17 protein-coding genes are annotated in these 19,547 nt (G+C 72.9%); 8 read left to right on the forward strand and 9 right to left on the reverse strand.

Annotation, left to right across the window (positions count from 1 at the left end; genetic code table 11):
- Positions 1-18 precede the first annotated feature (18 nt).
- From M1L60_RS04625 to M1L60_RS47705, 4 genes are all read left to right on the forward strand, one after another.
- On the forward strand, positions 19-1,170 hold the full coding sequence (locus M1L60_RS04625; RefSeq protein WP_253236017.1) for a hypothetical protein: 1,152 nt from the start codon (positions 19-21) through the stop codon (positions 1,168-1,170).
- Positions 1,171-1,186: 16 nt separating this feature from the next.
- Positions 1,187-1,381: a hypothetical protein gene (locus M1L60_RS04630; protein ID WP_253236018.1), complete on the forward strand. Its 195-nt coding sequence runs from the start codon at positions 1,187-1,189 to the stop codon at positions 1,379-1,381.
- 56 nt (positions 1,382-1,437) lie between these two features.
- Positions 1,438-1,959, forward strand: coding sequence for an ATP-binding protein (locus M1L60_RS04635; RefSeq protein WP_253236019.1), 522 nt, complete (start codon positions 1,438-1,440; stop codon positions 1,957-1,959).
- A 68-nt stretch (positions 1,960-2,027) separates the two neighbouring features.
- Complete coding sequence (locus tag M1L60_RS47705) at positions 2,028-2,171, forward strand: LuxR C-terminal-related transcriptional regulator (protein WP_253236020.1); 144 nt, start codon at positions 2,028-2,030, stop codon at positions 2,169-2,171.
- Here the strand turns inward: M1L60_RS47705 and M1L60_RS04645 are convergent.
- Together M1L60_RS04645 and M1L60_RS04650 are read right to left on the reverse strand one after the other, a co-directional pair.
- Complete coding sequence (locus tag M1L60_RS04645) at positions 2,168-2,806, reverse strand: response regulator (protein WP_221379588.1); 639 nt, start codon at positions 2,804-2,806, stop codon at positions 2,168-2,170. The two genes, M1L60_RS47705 and M1L60_RS04645, sit on opposite strands and share 4 nt — an antisense overlap.
- Positions 2,803-3,990: a sensor histidine kinase gene (locus tag M1L60_RS04650; RefSeq protein ID WP_253236021.1), complete on the reverse strand. Its 1,188-nt coding sequence runs from the start codon at positions 3,988-3,990 to the stop codon at positions 2,803-2,805. Before M1L60_RS04650 ends, M1L60_RS04645 begins: the two co-directional genes overlap by 4 nt.
- 155 nt (positions 3,991-4,145) lie before the next feature.
- Here M1L60_RS04650 and M1L60_RS04655 point away from each other — a divergent pair, with 155 nt between their 5' ends.
- Genes M1L60_RS04655 through M1L60_RS04670 form a run of 4 tightly spaced genes read left to right on the forward strand, consistent with a single transcriptional unit; the run spans position 4,146 to position 10,392 of the window.
- Positions 4,146-4,901: an ABC transporter ATP-binding protein gene (locus M1L60_RS04655; RefSeq protein ID WP_438862078.1), complete on the forward strand. Its 756-nt coding sequence runs from the start codon at positions 4,146-4,148 to the stop codon at positions 4,899-4,901.
- Entirely contained in the window at positions 4,898-7,414 is a 2,517-nt protein-coding gene (locus M1L60_RS04660; protein ID WP_253236023.1) for an ABC transporter permease, read from the forward strand. The genes M1L60_RS04655 and M1L60_RS04660 overlap by 4 nt, the downstream gene beginning before the upstream one ends.
- A 41-nt stretch (positions 7,415-7,455) precedes the next feature.
- The gene (locus M1L60_RS04665) at positions 7,456-8,088 is read left to right on the forward strand and encodes a GNAT family N-acetyltransferase (RefSeq protein ID WP_253236024.1); all 633 of its coding nucleotides are present in this window, start codon (positions 7,456-7,458) and stop codon (positions 8,086-8,088) included.
- Positions 8,089-8,142: 54 nt separating this feature from the next.
- Positions 8,143-10,392: an N-acetylmuramoyl-L-alanine amidase gene (locus M1L60_RS04670; RefSeq protein ID WP_253236025.1), complete on the forward strand. Its 2,250-nt coding sequence runs from the start codon at positions 8,143-8,145 to the stop codon at positions 10,390-10,392.
- A 3-nt stretch (positions 10,393-10,395) separates the two neighbouring features.
- Here the strand turns inward: M1L60_RS04670 and M1L60_RS04675 are convergent, their stop codons facing one another.
- Genes M1L60_RS04675 through M1L60_RS04705 form a run of 7 tightly spaced genes read right to left on the reverse strand, consistent with a single transcriptional unit; the run spans position 10,396 to position 19,541 of the window.
- The gene (locus tag M1L60_RS04675) at positions 10,396-12,387 is read right to left on the reverse strand and encodes a response regulator (RefSeq protein ID WP_253236026.1); all 1,992 of its coding nucleotides are present in this window, start codon (positions 12,385-12,387) and stop codon (positions 10,396-10,398) included.
- Positions 12,384-13,457 carry a chemotaxis-specific protein-glutamate methyltransferase CheB gene (cheB, locus tag M1L60_RS04680; protein WP_253236027.1) on the reverse strand — a complete coding sequence of 358 codons (1,074 nt, stop codon included), beginning with the start codon at positions 13,455-13,457 and terminating at the stop codon, positions 12,384-12,386. Before cheB ends, M1L60_RS04675 begins: the two co-directional genes overlap by 4 nt.
- Entirely contained in the window at positions 13,457-15,592 is a 2,136-nt protein-coding gene (locus M1L60_RS04685) for a hybrid sensor histidine kinase/response regulator (protein WP_253236028.1), read from the reverse strand. The genes cheB and M1L60_RS04685 overlap by 1 nt, the downstream gene beginning before the upstream one ends.
- A 1-nt stretch (position 15,593) precedes the next feature.
- Positions 15,594-17,066 (reverse strand): methyl-accepting chemotaxis protein, encoded by a 1,473-nt coding sequence (locus M1L60_RS04690; protein WP_253236029.1) that lies wholly within the window; start codon positions 17,064-17,066, stop codon positions 15,594-15,596.
- A complete protein-coding gene (locus M1L60_RS04695; protein ID WP_253236030.1) occupies positions 17,063-17,632 on the reverse strand; it encodes a chemotaxis protein CheW in 570 nt (189 codons plus the stop codon). Before M1L60_RS04695 ends, M1L60_RS04690 begins: the two co-directional genes overlap by 4 nt.
- On the reverse strand, positions 17,629-19,041 hold the full coding sequence (locus M1L60_RS04700; RefSeq protein ID WP_253236031.1) for a CheR family methyltransferase: 1,413 nt from the start codon (positions 19,039-19,041) through the stop codon (positions 17,629-17,631). The genes M1L60_RS04695 and M1L60_RS04700 overlap by 4 nt, the downstream gene beginning before the upstream one ends.
- Complete coding sequence (locus M1L60_RS04705; RefSeq protein WP_253236032.1) at positions 19,038-19,541, reverse strand: chemotaxis protein CheW; 504 nt, start codon at positions 19,539-19,541, stop codon at positions 19,038-19,040. The genes M1L60_RS04700 and M1L60_RS04705 overlap by 4 nt, the downstream gene beginning before the upstream one ends.
- Positions 19,542-19,547: the final 6 nt, after the last annotated feature.

Consider the following 19,547-nt stretch of genomic DNA (forward strand, 5'->3'; position numbering starts at 1 on the left):
CAGCTCTAGAGTCGGCCGGTGCTCAAGCGCGGAGTGGCGATCCTGACGGTGGCCCTGTTGCTGACCGGCTGCGCCGACGATCCGCCGACTCCGATGGCAGCTTCTGTCGCGCCGGTGACCTCGGCCCCCGTGCCCCCGCAGGTGACTCCGAAGCGGTCGGTCGAACCGAAGCCGTCGGCCACCCCGAAGCCGGTGAAAGCGCTGCCCAAGGCCGGCAATCCGAGCGGCCGGGCGACGATCCCGGCCGAGGCCAAGGCCGTCGATACCAGCAGACCCGACCGTACGGTGGGAAACGGCACCCCGGCCAGCTGCACCTCGGCCGCCGTGGTGAAGGCGGTCGCGCGCGGGGGTGTCATCGTCTTCGACTGCGGGCCGGCGCCGGTGACGATCACGATGAAGGCCACGGCCAAGGTGCGCAACACCAGCTCGACCGTGGTGCTCGACGGCGGTGGGCGGGTCACGCTCAGCGGCGGCGGCCAGCGCCGCATCCTCTACATGAACACGTGCGACGAGGCCCAGACCTGGACCACCTCGCACTGCGATGACCAGCCCACGCCGCGGCTGACGGTGCAGAACCTGACCCTCGTGCGGGGAGACAGCACGGGCGACAAGAACGGCGGGGGCGCGATCTTCGCCCGTGGCGGCCGGCTCAAGGTGGTCAACTCGCGCTTCACCGGCAACCGCTGCGAGCGTACGGGTCCCGACCTGGGCGGGGCGGCCGTCCGCGCGCTCGACCAGAGCGGCGACAAGCCCGTCTACATCGTCAGCAGCACCTTCACCGGCGGGGTGTGCTCGAACGGCTCGGCCCTGAGCAGCATCGGCGTCTCCTGGACGGTGCTCAACAGCTTGTTCACCGGCAACGCCGCGGTCGGCCGGGGCGCCAACCCGGCCCGCGGCGGCACCCCCGGCGGCGGCAGCGGCGGCGCGATCTATCTGGACGGCAACACGTTCACGCTCACCCTGGACGGCACGGTCATCCGCGACAACAAGGCGACCGAGGGCGGCGGCGCGATCTTCTTCGTCAGCAACGACCGCACGGGCACGCTGAAGATCCGCCGCTCCCAGCTGCGGGACAACCCGAGCGCCGGTTTCGAGACGGCCGGGCTGCCCGGGATCTTCTACCTCGGCCGGGGCAAACCGTCAATCAGCGCCTCAACCCTGCAGAAGTAGCCACTACTATCTGCATGTGGACGATCCGGGCGACGACTCCGAGTGGCCGTTCGAGAGCTCGGACGCGAGCCCCTCGACCCGCCGCGGCTGGCCCTGGGTGATCGGCCTGATCCTGGTCGTCATGCTCGTCTGCGGCGTCGGCATCCTCGCCCTGAACGCCTGGGTCGGCCACAAACTCGACGAGTCGGCCGCCTCCACCGGGCCGCGATAGGCGAGGTCACCGGTTCGGGGGATTCCGGCGTCCCGGGTGACGAGCAGACTCGGGCTGTGGGGAGCCGGGCGGACGACGCCGCCGCTGTGCTCGCGGTGATCGAGAGCGCGGCCGGCGGGCACTCGGGGACGCTGCTGATCTCAGGCGAGGCCGGCGTCGGGAAGACGACGCTGGTCCGGGAGGCGTGCGCCGCCACCCGCGGCCACGTGTTGTGGGCGCCCTGCCTGCCGCTGACCTCGCTTTCCGTTCCATTGCTTCCCTTGCGTACGGCCCTCCGCAGCGCTCCGGACCCGCCGGAGCTCGGCCACGCGGACGCCCTGCTCGCGTTCGACACGTGGCTCGACGAGCAGAACTTCAGCATGGCCGTCGAGGCCATCTACTGCATCCTCGACAACCACGAGGGGCCGACCTGGAAGGCGATGGCCGAGGACGTCCGCGCCAGCCGGACGGAGCTCGAGCGGGCCGGTGCGCTGCACGTCCACGTGTCGGAGGTTTGTTCCGTCGAGGCCGAACTCCTGCTCATGGCCGGGGACTGGCGCGTCGGCCTGGACCGACTGCGGGACCTCCGGCAGCGCTAACCGTTCGTGGTCCTCAGCGAGGGCGGCCTCGACGACCTGACGCGGCGGTGGGTGGCCGCGCTCACCTCGTGGTCGGGCGGACCTACAGCGAGATCGCCCACGCCCTGGTGCTCAGTGGGAAGACCATCGGTGTGCACGTGTCGAACATGCTGCGCAAAACCGGGACGGCGAGCCGGGCCGGACTGGCTGAGCTGGCCAGCCGCCGCGGTTAGCCGAGCAAGCGGCGTTCCCAGGCCCAGGCGGCGATCTCGACGCGGTTGCGGGCGTTCAGCTTGGTCATGACGCTGCCGACGTGGGTCTTGACCGTGCCGATCGAGATGAACAGCTGGGCCGCGATCTCGGCGTTGGTCAGGCCCTTGGCGGCCAGCCGCACCACGTCCAGCTCGCGCGGCGACAGACCGCCGTCGTCGCCCGACGGGGCCGGTGGGGACAGGTGTTCCAGCAGGCGGACGGTGATGGACGGGCTGATCAGGGCGTCGCCCGAGACCGCCGCCCGCACCGCCTCGACCAGCAGGGCCGGGCCCGAGTCCTTGAGCAGGAAGCCGGCCGCGCCGTTGCGCAGGGCCTGGTGGACGTACTCGTCGAGGTCGAAGGTGGTGACCACGACGACCTTGACCGGGTCGGTCACGCCGGGGCCGGAGAGCAGGCGCAGGGCCTCGAGCCCGTCCATCTTCGGCATGCGGATGTCGAGCAGGGCCACGTCCGGCTTCAGTTTGCGGGCCATGGCCACGGCCTCGACGCCGTCGGCGGCCTCGCCCACGACCTCCATGTCGGGCTGGGCGCCGATGATCATGCCGAAGCCGGTGCGGACCATGGCCTGGTCGTCGGCGATCAGTACGCGGATCATGCGTCCGTCCTGGGGTCGATCGGGAACGCGGCGTCGACCACCCAGCCGCCCTCGATGCCCGGCATGGCCGTGATGCGGCCGCCGACCGCGCGGACCCGTTCGGTCAGGCCCACGAGACCGTACCCCGCCCGTTCCCGCGGCGCGCCCGTGCGGGCCGGAACCACGCCGTCGTTGGCCACCCGCACCAGCAGCCACTCGGGCGTACGCCTGATCCAGATGTCCGCGGCCGAGGCCTCGGGCGCGTGCTGGCGGACGTTGGTCAGCGCCTCCATCACCACCCGATAGGCCGACGTGGAGACCTCGACCGGCAGGCCGCCGAGCTCGCCGTCGAGGTGCATGCGGGCCGTGGCCTTGCCGGCCGCGTTGAACTGTTCGAGCAGTGCGCCCAGGTCGTGCACGCCGGCCACCGGGGCCAGCGGGGCGTCGGGCTTGGAATCGGGGTCGCGCAGCACGCCGACCATCCGCCGCATCGAGGTCATCGTCTCGGCGCCGGCCTGCTCGATCTGGTCGAGCGCCTGCAGCACCCGTTTCGGGTCCTGCTCGGCGATGAACTTGGCCCCCTGGGCCTGGACGACGATGCCGGTGACGTGGTGGGCGATGAAGTCGTGCAGGTCGCGGGCGAACTCGGCCCGCTGCTCGGCCCGGACGGCGTCGACCGCGCGCTGCCGGGAGCCCTCGATGATGCGCAGGTAGATGCCGAGGCCGATGGCGGCCGCGGCCGCGAGCGCCTGGATCAGACCGAAGATCACGTAGACGGCGGTCTGCGCGCTGCGCAGCGGCATGAAGCTGACCGCCGCCCCCACCACGAACAGCGCGGTCACCGCCAGGCCGGGCGGGGAGTGGCGGGCCAGGACGTAACAGACGCCGAGCAGGGCCGCCGACTCGGCCAGGCCCCAGCTCGTCCCGTACGAGGAGTCGGCCGAAGCGCTCAGCAGCAGGGTCGCCACCAGCGAGGCGGAGCCCAGCGCGATGGCCGCCTTGGGCAGCCGCCGGGAGCCGGTGCGGTGCATGGGCAGCCAGACGGCGGCCGCGGCCACGGCCAGCACGACCTGGGCCAGCCCGGCGACCTCGGACCCGCTGAACAGGCCCTGGGCCACGTCGAACAGGCCGAGGATCGCCATCCCGAAGAGCGCGAGGAACTGCGCCAGGCGGCGAAGGATGATCCGGTTGGGGTTGGTCTGCATCGCCGTCCAGCGTAAGCGCTGGTAAGGGGGCTCTCATCGGCCGAAAGACAGATCCGCCGCCGATCGCGGGCCTGGCCTGCGGCTGATGTGCCGGTCGTGCGGCTCCCCACATGATTTGCCGCGTCGAGAACGCCACCGAGTAGGTAAGTGGAGCAATCATGCAGACGCAGAGCGTGGACACGTTGGCCGCGGTCGCCGCCGTCGACCTGGTCAAGGTCTACGGCAGTGGGGACACGGCGGTGCGGGCGCTGGACGGTGTGACCGTCGGTTTCGCCCGGGCCCAGTTCACCGCCATCATGGGGCCGTCCGGCTCCGGCAAGTCCACCCTGATGCACTGCCTGGCCGGCCTGGACACCGCCACGTCGGGTCAGGCGCTGCTCGGTGGCACCGACCTGACCAAGCAGTCCGACAAGGTGCTGACCAAGGTGCGCCGGGAGCGGATCGGCTTCGTCTTTCAGGCCTTCAACCTGCTGCCGCAGCTGACCGCGGCCCAGAACATCATGCTGCCGCTCGAGCTGTCCGGCCGCCGGCCCGACCCGCACCTGTACGGGCACCTGACCGAGTCGCTGGGCATCACGGCCCGGCTCGACCACCGGCCGGGCGAGCTCTCCGGCGGTCAGCAGCAGCGGGTGGCCATCGCCCGGGCCCTGATGTCGCGGCCCGAGGTCGTGTTCGCCGACGAGCCGACCGGCAACCTGGACTCCCGCTCGGGGGCCGAGGTGCTGCTGTTCCTGCGTAATTCGGTCCGCGAACTGGGCCAGACGATCGTCATGGTGACCCACGACCCGAGCGCCGCCGCGTACGCCGACCGCGTCGTGCTGCTGGCCGACGGCCGGGTCGCCGGCGAGCTCGACCGCCCCGACATCACCTCGGTCTCCGACGCCCTGCAGAGCCTGGCGGTCGCCCGATGAGCGTCCTGCGGACCCAGTTGCGGGGTGTGGCCCGCCGGCCGTCGCGCCTGCTGCTGACCGGCCTGGCCGTGCTGGTGGTCTCGTTCGTCGTCTACGCCACCGTGCTCGCGCAGCAGATCACCGAGCGCAGCGTCCTCAACGGCCTCAGCGGCACACCCGAGGCGGTCGACGTGGTCGTGCGCAACGGCACGATCGACACGGCCGAGCTGGCCACCGTGCAGAAGGTGGCCGGGGTCGAGGAGGCCGTGGGCCGGATCGACTACGGCGGCCAGGTCGGCGGCGAGTACTTGCAGTTGCTGTCCGACCCGGGCACCGGGCCGCTGGCGCTGACCTCGGTCAGCGAGGGCCGGTTCCCGACCGCGCCGGGCGAGGTCGCGGTCACCCCGCGCACGGTCGAGCGGATGGGCCTCAAGCTGGGCACCACCGTCGACGCCCAGCTGCGCTACGACGACGAGGGCAAACCCCTGGCCACGTCGAAACTCAAGGTGGTCGGCATAGTCCAGGCCCGCGACGACTTCGGTTTCCAGGCGTACGCGCCATCGGGCGCACTGGTGAAGCTGACCGGCGCGGAGTTCCTGAACCAGATCGACGTCCGCCTTGCTCCGGGCACCGACCCGGCCGTTGTGCAGGGCCGGCTCGACGCACTTTTCCCCGCCGGCGAGAACCACCCCGAGGTCAGCGACGGCGCGACCGTGCGGCACGACGAGGCCCAGGCCAAGGTCTCGGACGTCAACGCCATCTTCGCGGTCATCGCCATGTTCGTCGCGATCGCCGTGGTCGCGGCCGGACTGGTCGCCACCTCGACCTTCCGTATCGTCTTCGCCCAGCGGATGCGCCAGCTGGCCCTGCTGCGCGCGGTCGGCGCCGGCCGCAGGTCGATCACCGGGGCCCTGGCCACCGAGGGTGCGCTGACCGGCCTGGTCACCGGCACGGTGGGCGTGCTGATCGCGCTCGGCGTGGGCCATCTGGTGCCGACCGCGGCCGGCTGGTTCGACAAGCAGATCGCCTCGCCCGGCGTGCCCGTCCCGGCCGCGCTCGGCACGATCCTGCTCGCCGTCGTCATCACCGTGCTGGCCGTGCTGGCCCCGGCCGCCTCGGCCTCGCGGGTCTCGCCGCTGGAGGCGCTGCGCGGCGCCGGCACGACCGGCGCCCGGCGTGACATCGGCAAGCTGCGCTGGGCCACCGGCATCCTGCTGACCGCGGGGGCCGTGCTGCTCGCGGCGTACGTGATCATGAACCTGCCCGGCCGGGACCCGGAGAACTACCGGGCCCAGCCGATGCTGTTCGCCATCGTCGCCTCCGGCGCGTTCGCCTTCTTCGCCCTGGTCGCGCTGGGCCCGGTGCTGGTGCGGCCGGTGCTGGCCCTGCTGGGCTGGCCGATCCGCCGCTCGGGCCCGGTCGGCCGGCTGGCCGCCGGGGGAGTGGGCTCGGCCCCGCGCCGGGCCGCCGCGGTCTCGGTCGTGGTCGCGCTGGGCGTCACGCTGATCGCCGGCGCCCTGGTCGGCGGCGCGTCGTTCCGGGTGCTGGTCGACCGCGAGACGGCCGCCTCCTCGCCCTCGGACTACGAGCTGACCGGGGTCAACCAGGACCCGGTGCCGGCCGCGCTGGTCGACCAGCTGCGGAAGAACGACAAGGTCAGCAATGTCAGCCCGTACCGGCGGCTGGAGGCCAAGATCGGCGGGCAGATGGAGCTGCCGGTCACCGACCTCGTGATGACCGGGCTGCCGCAGCTGAAGAAGCTGGACGCGGCTTCGGGCGCCCTGGCCGACGCCGGGCCGGGCAAGGTGGTGCTCTCCGGGTTCGCGGGCGACGTGACCGGGGCCCGCGTGGGCGACCAGGTGGCCTTCCAGGCCGGTAAGCGCACGGTGAAGCTGGCCGTGGCGGCCATCCTGCCCGACGACGCGCCGCTGCACGCCTCGGCCGTGCTCGACCCGTCCGACCTGACGAAGCTGGGCGCTGCCGCGACGTACGCCGGGGTGCTGGCCGACGCCGCCGCGAGCGGGGAGAAGGCCCGCACCGACGGCAACCGGGCCATCCAGGACGTGCAGACCGCGGCCGGCGGCAAGTGGCGCGTCGACGTGCTGGCCGACCAGCGCGACCAGATCAACGACAACGTGACGTTGCTGCTGGTGATCGCGATCGGCCTGATCGGGCTCACGGTCATCATCGCGGTGGTCGGCGTGGGCACCACGACCGCGCTGTCGGTGGTCGAGCGGGTCCGCGAGTCCGGGGTGCTGCGGGCGGTCGGTCTGTCCAAGGCGGGCCTGCGCACGATGCTGACGGCCGAATCGGCACTGTACGGGGTGATCGGCGCGGCCATCGGTCTCGCGCTCGGGGTCCCGTACGCCTGGCTGGCCGTCAAGGCACTGGGCGTCAACGCCCCGCTGACCGTCCCGGTCGCCCAGCTGGCGGCGGTGTTCGGAGTCCTGGTCGTGCTGACCGCGCTGGCCGGGGTGCTGCCCGCCCGCCGCGCCGCGAAGGTGAGCCCGGTGGCCGCGCTGGGCGCCGAGTAATACAGAGGCGGAAGGTCGGCCGGTTGCGCTAGGAAACAGGGGTGGACGAGTTCTGGCCCCTGTTCGGCCTCCGGCTGGCCTTTCGTGACGTGGTGCTGCGCCCGATGACCGAGACCGACCTGCCGCGGCTGGCCGCGGTGCTGCCGGGCGACGTCGGGCACGACCCGCGGCTGGCGTTGTTCGAGTCGCAGAGCTATGCCGAGAACGAGCGCCGCCTGTTCTGCCAGGGCTACTGGAAGGCCCTGGGCACCTGGTCGCCGGAGTCGTGGGTGCTGCACTTCGCGGTCGAGCACGGCGGCGACCTGGTCGGGGTGCAGACCCTCGAGGGCGACAACTTCCCGGTCCTGCGCACCGTCGACTCGGCGTCGTGGCTGGTGCCCGGGGTGCGGGGCCGAGGGGTCGGGGTGGCCATGCGGACGGCCGTGCTGCAGTTCGCGTTCGGTGAGCTCGGCGCGGCCGCGGCGATCACTTCGGCCGTCACCACGAACGCGGCCTCGGCGGGTGTCTCGCGCCGGGTCGGGTACGCCGAGAACGGGGTCAGCACCATCGTCGACACCGGCGGTGACGTGGCCGAACTACTGCATTTCCGGCTTACCGCCGAGCGCTGGTCCGGGGCCGGCGTCGATGTGACCGGATTCCCGCCCTGCCGAGCCTGGTTCGGGATGGCGAGCTGATTTCGCTTTCGATACCCTCACGCCCGGCTTTGGACAACATAAACGGGGGTCAGCGTGAGGCGTCGACTGGCGATAGGCATCGGAACCGCGGCGGCGGTGCTCGCGGCCGGGGGCGGCATCGCCGTCCTGACCGGGCCCGGGGACGCGGTGGCGCGGTTCATCTCCGGTGAGCCGGCGGCCGGAAAGAAGGCGGCGCCGGTCAAGGCCGTCGCGGCCGCCGCCAAGCCGGCCGGCATCCGCATCGACCAGGTCGACCTCGGCAGTCTGGGCCGCAAGTTCTCGCTGCCGCAGCGGCCGACCAAGAACTTCAGCATGGTCAGCGTCAGCTGGAACAGCCCAAAGGACGCGCCCGACGGCACGGTGCAGGTGCGCACCCGCGACGCCCGCAGCGGTCAATGGACGGGCTGGAAGAACCTGTCGATCGCCGAGGACGCGGCCGACCTGTCCGGCGAGCGGGCCCGCGCCCGTGGCCGCACCGCCCCGCTCTGGACCGGCCCGTCCGACGGCGTGGCGGCCCGGCTCGTCGGCGCGGCCGCCAAGCCGCTGCCCGCCGGGCTGCTGCTCAAGCTCATCGACCCCAATGCCCCCGAGTCCGGTGGCCGCGGTGGTGGTGAGCCGGTTCCGACGACCACTGTGCCCAAGGCGCCGCCGCCCGCGAGCACCGACCCGGCGGCGGAGGCCACCACCAAGCCGCCCGCGACCACGGCTACGCCGCCCACCCCGAGGGCCACGACACCGACTCCGCCGCCGCCGGGCACGCCGACGCCGCCGCCCACGTCGGTGCCCCCGCCGGTGCCGAATCCGGGGATGCCGGCCTACGTCTCGCGAGCCGGCTGGAAGGCGAACGAGAAGCTGGTCAAGGCCCCGCCGACGATCGCCCCGGAGGGCGTGAAGCTGGTCTGGGTGCACCACACCGGCACCGAGTTCCCGAAGACCTGTGCCGACGCCCCGGACTTCGTCCGCGCGATCATGGCCACCGACATCTCCGAGGGCTTCGACGACATCGGTTACAACTTCCTGGTCGACAACTGCGGCACGATCTACGAGGGTCGCGGTGGCGGCGTCGGCAAGGCCGTGGTCGGCGCGCACGTGGCCGGCTTCAACACCGCCACGGCCGGCATCGCGCTGATCGGCGACTACACCACGGTGCGGCCGAGCAACGCGGCCCTCACCTCGATCGCCAAACTGGCGGCGGCCCGCCTCGGCGCGTACGGCAACGACCCGACCAGCACCACGACGCTGGTCGCGGGCATCGACGGCATGAAGTGGCCGAAGGGCACCGTGGTGCCCTTCCCGCGCATCGCCGGTCACCGGGACGGCGCCGAGACGGAGTGCCCGGGCGACCTGTTCCACCCGTTGCTGGGCCAGGTCCGCGGCCGGGCGGCGCTGCCGGGCCTCGAGCTCGTCTCGGTCAGCGGCGGCGAGCCGACCAGCCCGCCCTTCTACGTGCGAGAAGAGGGGACCGTCTACTACCGGGTCGGCGGCCAGGCGGCCGACGTCAGCCGCTTCGACGTGCTGATCGACAGCAAGGTCGTCGCGACCGGCCCGGGCGGCAGCCTCACGGGCAGCGCGAAGATCACCGTCACCCCGGGCTCGCACAACGTTGCGGTCCGCGTGGTGCACGTGACCGGCGCGACCGACATCACGCCGGTCACCAAGGTCATCGGCGACGTGACCAAGCCGACCTTCCCGACCCCGCCCTGGGTGGCCCTGAAGACCGGCACGTACTCCGCCACCTCGGTGCCGGTCGCGGTGAACTTCAAGTCGGCCGACAACAACGGCAGGATCGCCCGTCAGTTCGCCCTGTCGCCGAACGAGGTCCCGATGCTCGGCACCTCGACGGTGTGGAACGCGACGGTCAAGCCGAACGTGGCCGTGAAGTACACCGTGCAGGCCTCGGACATGGCCTACAACGAGGGCGTCTCGACCGTGACCCGCACGATCGTCCAGATGCCCGAGACGTCGGCCAAGCGCACCGGCACCTGGAGCACCCGCTCGGCCGCCACCACCTACCTGGGGGGCAAGGCGCTCGCCTCCTCGGCCAAGAACGCCAAGCTGGCGTATGTGTTCAACGGCCGCTCGGCCGCGCTGACCTTCACCCGTACGACCGCCACGGGCCAGGCGGCCGTCTACGTCGACGGCAAGAAGGTGACCACAGTGGACACCAAGGGCACGGCGACCGCGCACCGGCAGACGATCTGGGTCAAGGCGCTGACCGCCGGCGCCCACACCGTCTCGGTCGTGGTCGTGGGCACCAAGGGCCGCCCGACGGTCATCTCGGACGGCCTCACGTACGTCAAGTAGTGCTCAGCCGTTCCGGCGGGCCTGGGCCCGCCGGTCCGGTCCGCCGGGGTCCGGGGCCGGGGGCAGCGTGAACCAGAAGGTCGCGCCGCGCCCGTCCTCGCCCTCGGCCCAGATCTCGCCGCCGTGCCGCTCGACCGCCCGGTGCACCGTGGTCAGGCCGATGCCGGTGCCGGGGAAGTCCTCGGCGCTGTGCAGCCGGGCGAACGGCCGGAACAGCTCACCCGCCTTGCCCGCCGGGAAGCCGGCCCCGTTGTCCCGCACGTAGAAGCCCTCGGGCGCCTCGCCCACCTCGATCGCCGGGCGCTCGACCTTGCGCGTGAACTTGACCGCGTTGTTGATCAGGTTCTCCAGGATCACCCGGACCAGACCCTCGTCGGCGTCCGCCCCCATGCCCTCGCGCACAGTGAACGCGACCTTGTGTTCCGGGTCGCGCGCCTCGACCTCGCCGATCACCGACCACGTGGTGCTGGTCAGGTCGAACTCGGCCCGGCGCAGGTCGCCCCGGCTGGCCCGGGCCAGGATCAGCAGCGACTCGACCAGGTCGGCCATCCGGTGCGCGGCGGCCTGGATCCGGCTCAACCGGCGCCGCATCTCGGTGCTGAGCGGGTCGTCCTCGTCGTCCAGCATGTGCTCGGCGAAGCTGCTGATCACCTGGAGCGGGCCGCGCAGGTCGTGCGAGACCGAGCCCGAGAACGCCTCCAGCTCGCGGTTGCGCCACTCCAGCTCCTCGACCAGGGCGGCCCGGGTCTCGGCCAGCTGCCGGGCCGACCGTTCCTCGGCCGCGTCCAGCTCGCGGCGCATCAGCTCCTCGCGGATGCGGCGGCTCTCGTCGTGCGACTGCTTGCGCCGGATCTGCGTACGCACGTGGGCCCGCAGCGCGTCCGAGCCGGAATCCGCCCGCACGTAGTCGTCGGCCCCCGCCTCCAGACAGGCCAGCATGTCGTCGTCGGTGGCCCCGGTCATCACCACCGGGGTCTCGCCGATCACCGGCACTTCCTTGATCCGCCGGCACGCCTCGCGGCCCAGGTCGCCCGACAGGCCCAGCCCGAGCACGATGCAGTCGACCGGCTGCGCGGCCAGCAGGTCGAGCGCGTCGGCGGTGTCGGCCACCGTGATCACGTCGTGCCCCTCGTCGCGCAGCGCCGACGCCAGCTCGGCCAGCCGCTGCCGGTCCGGGGTGAGGGCCAGCACCTTGCTCGGCCCGTGCGTGCTGCCGGTGAGATCGATCGGCAGCTGCTCGGAGGTCTGCCGCAGCACGGCGTTCAGCTTGGCCGGCACGATGGCCAGGTTCTGCTGCTTGCGCACGAACGCGTCGGCCCCGGCGTCGAGCATCTGCAGCTCGGTGGCGTAGTCGTCGGCCGCGGTCATCAGGATGCACGGGATGTCGCGCAGCGCCGGGTCGAGCCGGATCCGCCGGATCACCGTGGCGCCGTCGATGCCGGGCATCACACCGTCCACGATCATCGCCTGGGGCCGCCGGTCGGCCGCCACCCGCAGGCCGTCCTCGCCGCTGGGGGCGGTCAGCACGGCGTAGCCCTCGGCCTCGAGCAGCTCACGCAGCTGCTCGCGGAAGGTCATGCTGTCGTCCACGATGAGCACGGTCGTGCGGTCGTCGGGGAGCGCCGGGCCCTCCCGCAGCAACTGGCGCACCCGGGCCACGACGTATCCTGCATCGTACGGTTTTCCGACGTACTCGTCGGCCCCCGTGCGTAACCCGGCCAGCCGGTCGGCGACCTCGTCCTCGCTGCTCAGCAACACGGTCACGACCCGGGCCCGGCTCGGCATGCCCCGCAGCTCGGTCAGCAGCTCGAGCCCGTCGGCGTCGGGCAGCAGCACGTCGAGCACGGCCACGTCGAAGTCGTCGCCGACGAACGCGGCCCGGGCCTCGGCCCCGGTGGCACACAGGATCGTGCCGAAGCCGTCGGCCTCGAAGGCCTCGTGCAGGTCCATCCGCACGGTCAGGCTGTCGTCCACGATCAGCACGCGCTGGGTCATCGCCGGCTCCCCGCGGGCTGCAGCTCGACGATCCGGGCCGCGATCCGGGCCGGGGGCAGCACGTAGGCGGCCGCACCGAGCAGGGCGGCCTCGCGCGGCATCCCGTACACGACACAGCTCGCCTCGTCCTGGGCGAAGGTGACCGCGCCGCGCGACCGCATGGTCAGCAGGCCTTCGGCGCCGTCCCGGCCCATGCCGGTGAGCAGGCACCCGGCTGCGGTCGGGCCGTACTCGGCGGCCACCGAGTCGAACAGCACGTCGACCGAGGGGCGGCAGGAGTGCCGGGGCGGGCCGTCGCTGATCCGCACCAGGCCGTCCCGCACGATCAGGTGCCGGTCGGGCGGGGCGAGCACGACCCGGCCGGTCAGGGCGGCCACCGGCGTCCGGTCCCGGGCATAACTGACGTCCCGGCCGGTCTGCCCGGCCAGCCAGTCCGAGAACGCGACGGCGAACGGCTCGCTGGCCGCGATGTGCTGCACGCACAGCACCGGCGGCAGGAAACCGGCCGGCAACGCGCGCAGCAGCTCGGTCAGCGCGCCCGGACCGCCGGTCGAGGCGCCGAGCGCGACCACCCGCAGGCCGTCGGTGGGCGGCAGCGCCGGCGCGGCGGCCGGTGGCGGGGCCGGCTCGGCCGGGGTACGGCCACGGCCGTCGAGCCGGGCCCGGGGGTGGGTGATCACCCGGATGCGCGAGACCAGGCGCACGGCCGCGCACAACCGCCGGCCCCAGTCGGAGTCCGAGGCGTCGCCGCGTGGCTTCTCGAGCACGTCGACCGCGCCCGCCGCCAGCGCGTTGTAGGTGCTGAAGAGCTCCTTGCGGTCGGCCGACGAGACGACCAGGATCGGCGTCGGGTGCTCGGCCATGATGTGCTCGGTGGCGACCAGACCGGTCATCGTCGGCAGCATCATGTCCATGGTGACCACGTCGGGTCGCAGCCGGGCCACCATCTCGACCGCCTGGCCGCCGTCGGTCGCCTCGCCCACGACCTGCAGCTCCGGGTCGGCGGCGAGCGACTCGCGCAGGTGGTGACGCATGGTCGCGGAATCCTCCACGAGCAGGACACGGATCATCAGAGGATCAGCCTCCGGATGTGCGCCAGCAGTTCCTCCTGGTTGAACTCGCCCTTGATCACGTACGCGGCCGCGCCGGCCTCGGTGCCCCGGCGTTTGTCCTCGGCGCTGGCCCGCGAGCTGACCAGGATGGCCGGGACGTGCGCGAGCTGCGGGTCGGCCTTGGCCCGGGCGACGAACGTGAAGCCGTCGATGCCGGGCATGTCGATGTCGGACAGATACAGCCCGTACTCGCGACTGCGGGCCCGTTCCAGCCCCTCCTCGCCCGACGCGGCCAGGTCGACCTCGTAGCCGGCCGACTCGAGGATGCTGCGCTCGAGCATGCGGGTGGTCAGCGAGTCGTCCACGACCAGGATCGGCATCCGCGGCTTGGCCGAGGCCGAGGTGTCCCCGCGCGCGGTCGAGCTCTCCTGCCGGGCCTCGGCCACCAGCCCGTGCGCGTCCAGCACGAGCCGGGGATTGCCGTCGAGGTCGATCGAGACGCTGGCGATGACCGGGGCGGCCGGGGCCAGGTCGGGCAGCGGCCGGGCGACCAGGGTCGAGATGCCGGCCAGCCGGTCGACGCCGATGGCCACCGTGTCCCGGTCGGCCGCGAGCACCACGGCCACCCCGGAGCGGGGCTCGGCCTCGGCCGGGACGGCCTGCAGGGCCTGGGCCAGCGGCAGGAACGGCAGCACCTCACGCTCGTGGGCGAGCCGGGCGCTGGCGGTGGCGGCGGCCATCTCGTCGGCGGCCAGGCGCACGCAGCGGCGCACCGCGTCCAGCGGCATCGTGACCGTCGTGCCGCCCGACTCGACGATCAAGCCGTTCATGCTGAGCAGGGTCAGCGGCACGACCAGGCGGACGGTGGCGCCCTGGCCGGGCCGGTTGGCGATGGTGACCTCGCCGCCCAGCTGCAGGGCCACGTCGCGGGCGACGTCCATGCCGATGCCGCGACCGGCCACCTCGGTCACGCCCGGCGCGGTGCTGATCCCGCCGTGCAGCACCAGGTCGATCAGCCCCTGCGGGCCCGGATTCACCCCGGGGGCGAGCAGTCCGCGCTCCTCGGCCGTGCGGCGCAGCGCGGCCAGGTCGAAGCCGCGGCCGTCGTCGACGCAGCGGAACTCGGCGTACCGGCCGCGCCGCTCGACGTGGACGCCGACCGTGCCCTCGGCCGGCTTGCCCGCGGCCACCCGCTGTTCCTCGGGTTCGATGCCGTGCACGACCGCGTTGCGGACGACGTGCAGGAACGCGCCGCTGATCAGGTTGAGCAGGTTGGGGCCCATCCGCACGTCGGCCCCGGTGGCCTGGAAGCGCACCCGCTTGCCCTCCGCGTCGGCGGCGTCGCGGACGGCCCGGCGCAGCGCCGTGAAGATCGATCCGGCCGGCACCAGGCGCAGGCCCTCGGCCCGGCCCCGCACCTCGTCGAGCTCGCGTTCGACCTGGTCGACGGCGTCGGTCAGGCGGCGGCCGAGCGCGCCCAGCTCGCCCGCCAGGCGCCGCACCGACGTCCGGGCCGTGGCGTCGGAGACGGTCGTGCGGCCGACCCGCATCCGCTCGCCCAGCGTCTCGACCTTGCGGTGCAGGCGGCCCAGCGTCCGGTTGCCGTCGCGCAGCGGGGCGATCCGGGCGCTGGCCTCGCTGATCGCGTCGAGAAGCTCGTCGAGGTCGGCGGTGGCGGCCCGTTCGGGCCGGTCCGAGGCGGCGTCGGCGCCCCGGGCCAGCTCCGCGTCCTCGTGCGCCTGGTCGACTTGGGCCTGGGTGTCGGGGGCGTTGAGCGGAACCGTGCGCACGTGCTCCGGCGCGGCCGGCGCGGAAGGAGGGGCCGGCTCGGCCGCCGGCGCCGACAGCGAGTCCACGTACGCGGAAATCTCGTCGTTCAGCCGCAGCAGCTCGCGCATCTGGTCGGCCGGGAGCGCCGGCACCGCCTCGTCGCGGTGCGGGACCAGCACCTCCTCGAACTCGTGGGCCCGGTCCGCGATCTCCGGCTGCTTCACGACCCGGGCCGCGCCCTTGAGGGTGTGCGCGAACCGCAGCAGCCGGGCCACCACGTCGGCGCCGGGCTGCTGGTCCAGGTCGAGCACGCCGGCGCTGATCTGGTCGACCAGTTCCTTCGCCTCTATCCGGAAGTAGCGCAGCGGATCGCGTTCCCCCATGTCAGTGGCGCCCGGTGCCGACCAGGTCGAGCAGCTCCCCGGAGAGCGTGCTGAGGTGGGCCGCCGTCTGCTTGGTCTGCACGGCGCTGGCCTCGGTCTCGCGGGTGACCCGGGCCGTGTCCGAGGCGGCCACGTTGACCTGCTCGACGGCGGTGGACTGCTGCTTGGTCGAGAGCTCGATCTCGCGGGTGGCGTCGCTGGTGGTGGCGACCAGCCCCGCGATCCGGCGGAACGAGCTGGTGGCGTCGTCGAACTGGCGCGAGCCGGAGTCGACCGCCTTGGCCCCGATCTCGGTGGCCATCACTGTCGTGTTGACCGCGCCCCGCACGTCCTCGATCAGCGCCCGGATCTCCTTGGCCGACCCGGCCGTCCGGTCGGCCAGCTTGCGGATCTCCTCGGCCACCACGGCGAACCGGCGGCCCCACTCGCCGGCCCCGCTGGCCTCGATGGTGGCGTTGATGGCCAGGATGTTGGTCTGCTCGGCCAGCTCCGAGACCAGATCGACGACCCCGCCGATCTGCTGCGACTTCTCGCCCAGGGCCAGCATGTGCTGCACGATCTGATCGACCTGGGTGCGGATGGCGGTGATCGAGGCCCGGGTCTGGTCGATGGTGGCGTCGCCGGTGCGGGCCGCGTCGGCCGTCTCCTCGGCGATCTTGGACACCCGCTGGGCGCTGTCGGCGATCTGCCGCGAGGTGATCAGCAGTTCGCTGATCGTCGTGGTGATCTCGTTCATCGCGCTGGCCTGGTCGCGCCCGCCCGAGGCCTGCTGGGCCGCGGCCGCCTCGAGCTGGGCCGACGAGCTCTGGATGTGGCCGACCGCGGCGCCCACCTCCCGCCGCAGGTTCCGGCTGAGCTTCCAGGCCACCAGGGCCGAGGCCGCGATCAGCAACAGACCGATGACGATGATGAAGATGCTGGCCGCGGTGGCCCGATCCGACGCCTCGCTGCTGCGGGAGTCGACCACTGTCGACTGCCGGGCGATCAGCGCCTTGATCGCGTCCTGCACGGCGATGCGCGCCGGTTTGACCTGCTCGTTGCCGGTGATCTGGTTGACGCTGCGCAGATCGGTGATTCCTGCCCGTTGCGCCATGACCGGGGCCAGGATCCCGGCGTGCTTCTCCTCGGCCGCGGTGACGTCGTCGAGCAGCCGGCGGGACTGCGCATCGGTGATGGACGCCCGCAGGTTGGACACCTCGGCCAGGAAGTTCTCGCGGTCCTGTTTGGTCGCGTTGAGGTACTCGTCGGTGCCGGTGAGCAGGTAGCCGCGGTAGTCGGCGATCCGCGACTCCATCAGGGCGCTGAGCATCTCGGTGCCGACCAGGTTGACCCGGGCCGACGTGATCACGTTGTCCTTCGTGGTCAGCACGTAGCGCAGCGCCGCCACCGAGGTCGCCGTCATGATCAGGGTCAGGGCCAGGGTCAGGCCGAAGCCCGCGGCGAGCTTCGTGCCGAAGGTGCGTCCGGCCATCATGGTGCGTCTCCCTCGTCGGTGGTTTGCGCGTGCCCGGTCAGCGCGTGAACCAGGGCCCGCGTGGCCGGGATGTCGATGATCGGGCGGCTGCCGCCCGGCAGGTCGACCAGCCCGCGCAGGGTGCCGCCGCGCCCGTGCCCGCCGTCGCTGCCGTCCTCGCCCGTCTCGCGGATGAGGTCGTCGGTGGTGGCCCGCACGTGCCCGTCGAGCTCGTGGAAGGCCAGCCCGAGCTGTGGGGCGCCGGCCGCCAGCACGAGCCAGCGGGGCACCTCGGCCACCGGATGCCCGAGCAGGGCGGCCAGGTCGTAGACGGGCACCACGGCGCCGGCGAACCCGGCCAGGCCGAGCAGCGCGGGCAGGGGGCCGGGCAGCGGCGTCACCGGGCGGTCGGGGTGCACCCCGGAGCTCTGCGAGAGCCTGATCGCGTACGGGCGTCCACCGGCCCGGATCGTCAGGAGTTCCAGATGCTGTTCGTCGTGGCTGCGCGCGGGTTCGGCGAAAGAATGGTCGAAGTCGTCGCGCAGCCGTCGCAGCCGCCGCGACACGCTGCCGCTGGGCGCGGTCACGGGTGGACCCCGCACGCGTCGAGCTCGGACCGGCACTGCACGGTCAGCGCGATCCGGCCGAACCCGCCGCCGAACAGGGTGATCCGCTCGTCGTCCTCCCGGGCCAGCAGCTCCAGCGCCCGTTCCAGCTCGCCGGCCGCGGTGCGGTCGTCGCCCTGCCGCCGGGCCAGCTGGCCCAGCCGCATCCGGGGCAGGGCGAAACCCGGGTCCAGGTACGCGGCCAGGCGGTACTGCCCGACGGCCTCGGCCACGGCCGACCCGTCCTCGAGGCAGAGCCCCAGCAGCTGATGCGCGTCAGGGTTGAGGCCGTTCTCGTCGCTCAGCCGGCGGGCCAGCACGATCGCCTCGTCCAGCCGTCCCGACTGGGCCAGCAGCACGCCGTGCAACAGCTGGTCGCGGGCCCGCAGGGGACCGGTGCGGGGCGCGGCGATCAGCTCGAGGGCGGCGGTGAACCGCTCCTGGCGCAGCAGCTCCAGGCTCTTCTCGTAGACGTTCTCGTCGACGGGTGGGGCCGCCTTCTCCGGGGCCCGGTCGGGTGACGCGGGCTCGGCCGGGGCGGGCAGCGAAGAGATCCGCTGGGCCGGGGTCGGGCCGCCGTTGCGCCGGTAGTAGAACGTCCGGTGGGTGTGCCGCAGCTCCAGCCCGGCCGGGTCGCGCCCGAGCGAGTCGGTGTGCCCGAGGAACAGGTAGCCGCCGGGCACCAGCGCGTTGGTCATCCGCTCGACCAGGGCCGAGGTCACGTCCGCGGTCAGGTACATCAGCAGGTTACGGCAGAAGATCACGTCGTACTGGCCGGGGTTCCACACCCCGTCGCCGGACTCGGCCACGTTGGCCCGCTGGAACCGCACCAGCTTGCGGATCTCGTCGACCACCCGGAAACCGCCGTTGTCGGGCCGGAACCAGCGCCGCCGCACCCCGTCCGGCGTCTCCCGCAGCGACCACGCCGAGTACCAGGCCGCCTCGGCCTTGCGCAGCACCGCCGGGTTGGCGTCGATCCCGGTCACGCTGATGATCCAGTCCGGGTCGGGCCGCACCTGGCGCCCGGTGATGGCCAGCGAGTACACCTCCTCGCCGGAGGAGCACGCGACCGAGAGCATCCGCAGGGTGCGCTGCGACGACCGCGCGTCGGCCCGCTCGGGCAGGGCGTCCTCGCGTAGGGCGGCGAACTGCTCGCCGTGCCGGAAGCAGTAGGTCTCGGTGATGCTGAGCCGCTCGACCAGCACCGACAGTTCGGCGTCCCACGACCGGGCGGCCAGCCGGACCAGGTAGGCGTCCACGCTCATCCCGTTGTCGGCGGCCCGGTCGCGCAGCAGGCCGCCCAGCGGTGGCGCGTCGTTGTCGGCGAACGTCCAGCCCAGCGACCGGGCCAGCAGATCCCGGAAGCGGGTGATGTGGGCCGGCGTGCTCACGACGGCTCGCCCGTGCTCACGGCGGCGGCCGCCTCCCACACCTCGTCGGGCACGGTGCGCATGCTCTGCAGCAGCAGGAGCGGCTCGGCCCCGAGCGTGCCGACACCGGCCACGAGCTGGGTGTTGCCCCCGCCCAGCAGGGCCGGGTGGCCGCCGGTCGGTTCGGCCTCGACCTGCCGGATGCCCAGGATCTCGCCGGTGGCGAACGCGATGGCCCCGCGCTCGGTGCGTACGGCGAGATAGCGCTCGGCATCGGCCGGCCCACCGCCGAGCAGCCGCGACACGTCGACGACGGGGGTGGGCACGCCGCGCAGCACGGTGATGCCGCGCACGAAGGCCGGGGTGCCGGCCAGGGCCCGGGTCGCGAGCGGCCGCATGGTCTCGATGACCTCGTCGAGCCGAATGGCGCACAGCAGCGGCCCGGCCCGGAAGACGAGCGCCACCACTCCGGCGCCCTCGGCCTCGTCGGCGAGTGCGGGTGCTTGTCCGTACTGCCGCATTCGCTC

Source organism: Paractinoplanes aksuensis, assembly GCF_024137025.1.
GTDB classification, from domain to species: Bacteria; Actinomycetota; Actinomycetes; order Mycobacteriales; family Micromonosporaceae; genus Actinoplanes; species Actinoplanes aksuensis.

Excerpts from the sequence above, each read along its gene's own strand:
- M1L60_RS04645 (WP_221379588.1), bottom strand. The coding sequence starts at position 2,806 with ATGATCCGCGTACTGATCGCCGACGACCAGGCCATGGTCCGCACCGGC.
- cheB (WP_253236027.1), bottom strand. The coding sequence starts at position 13,457 with ATGATCCGTGTCCTGCTCGTGGAGGATTCCGCGACCATGCGTCACCAC.
- M1L60_RS04690 (WP_253236029.1), bottom strand. The coding sequence starts at position 17,066 with ATGATGGCCGGACGCACCTTCGGCACGAAGCTCGCCGCGGGCTTCGGC.
- M1L60_RS04650 (WP_253236021.1), bottom strand. The coding sequence starts at position 3,990 with ATGCAGACCAACCCCAACCGGATCATCCTTCGCCGCCTGGCGCAGTTC.
- M1L60_RS04675 (WP_253236026.1), bottom strand. The coding sequence starts at position 12,387 with ATGACCCAGCGCGTGCTGATCGTGGACGACAGCCTGACCGTGCGGATG.
- M1L60_RS04660 (WP_253236023.1), top strand. The coding sequence starts at position 4,898 with ATGAGCGTCCTGCGGACCCAGTTGCGGGGTGTGGCCCGCCGGCCGTCG.
- M1L60_RS04685 (WP_253236028.1), bottom strand. The coding sequence starts at position 15,592 with ATGGGGGAACGCGATCCGCTGCGCTACTTCCGGATAGAGGCGAAGGAA.
- M1L60_RS04705 (WP_253236032.1), bottom strand. The coding sequence starts at position 19,541 with ATGCGGCAGTACGGACAAGCACCCGCACTCGCCGACGAGGCCGAGGGC.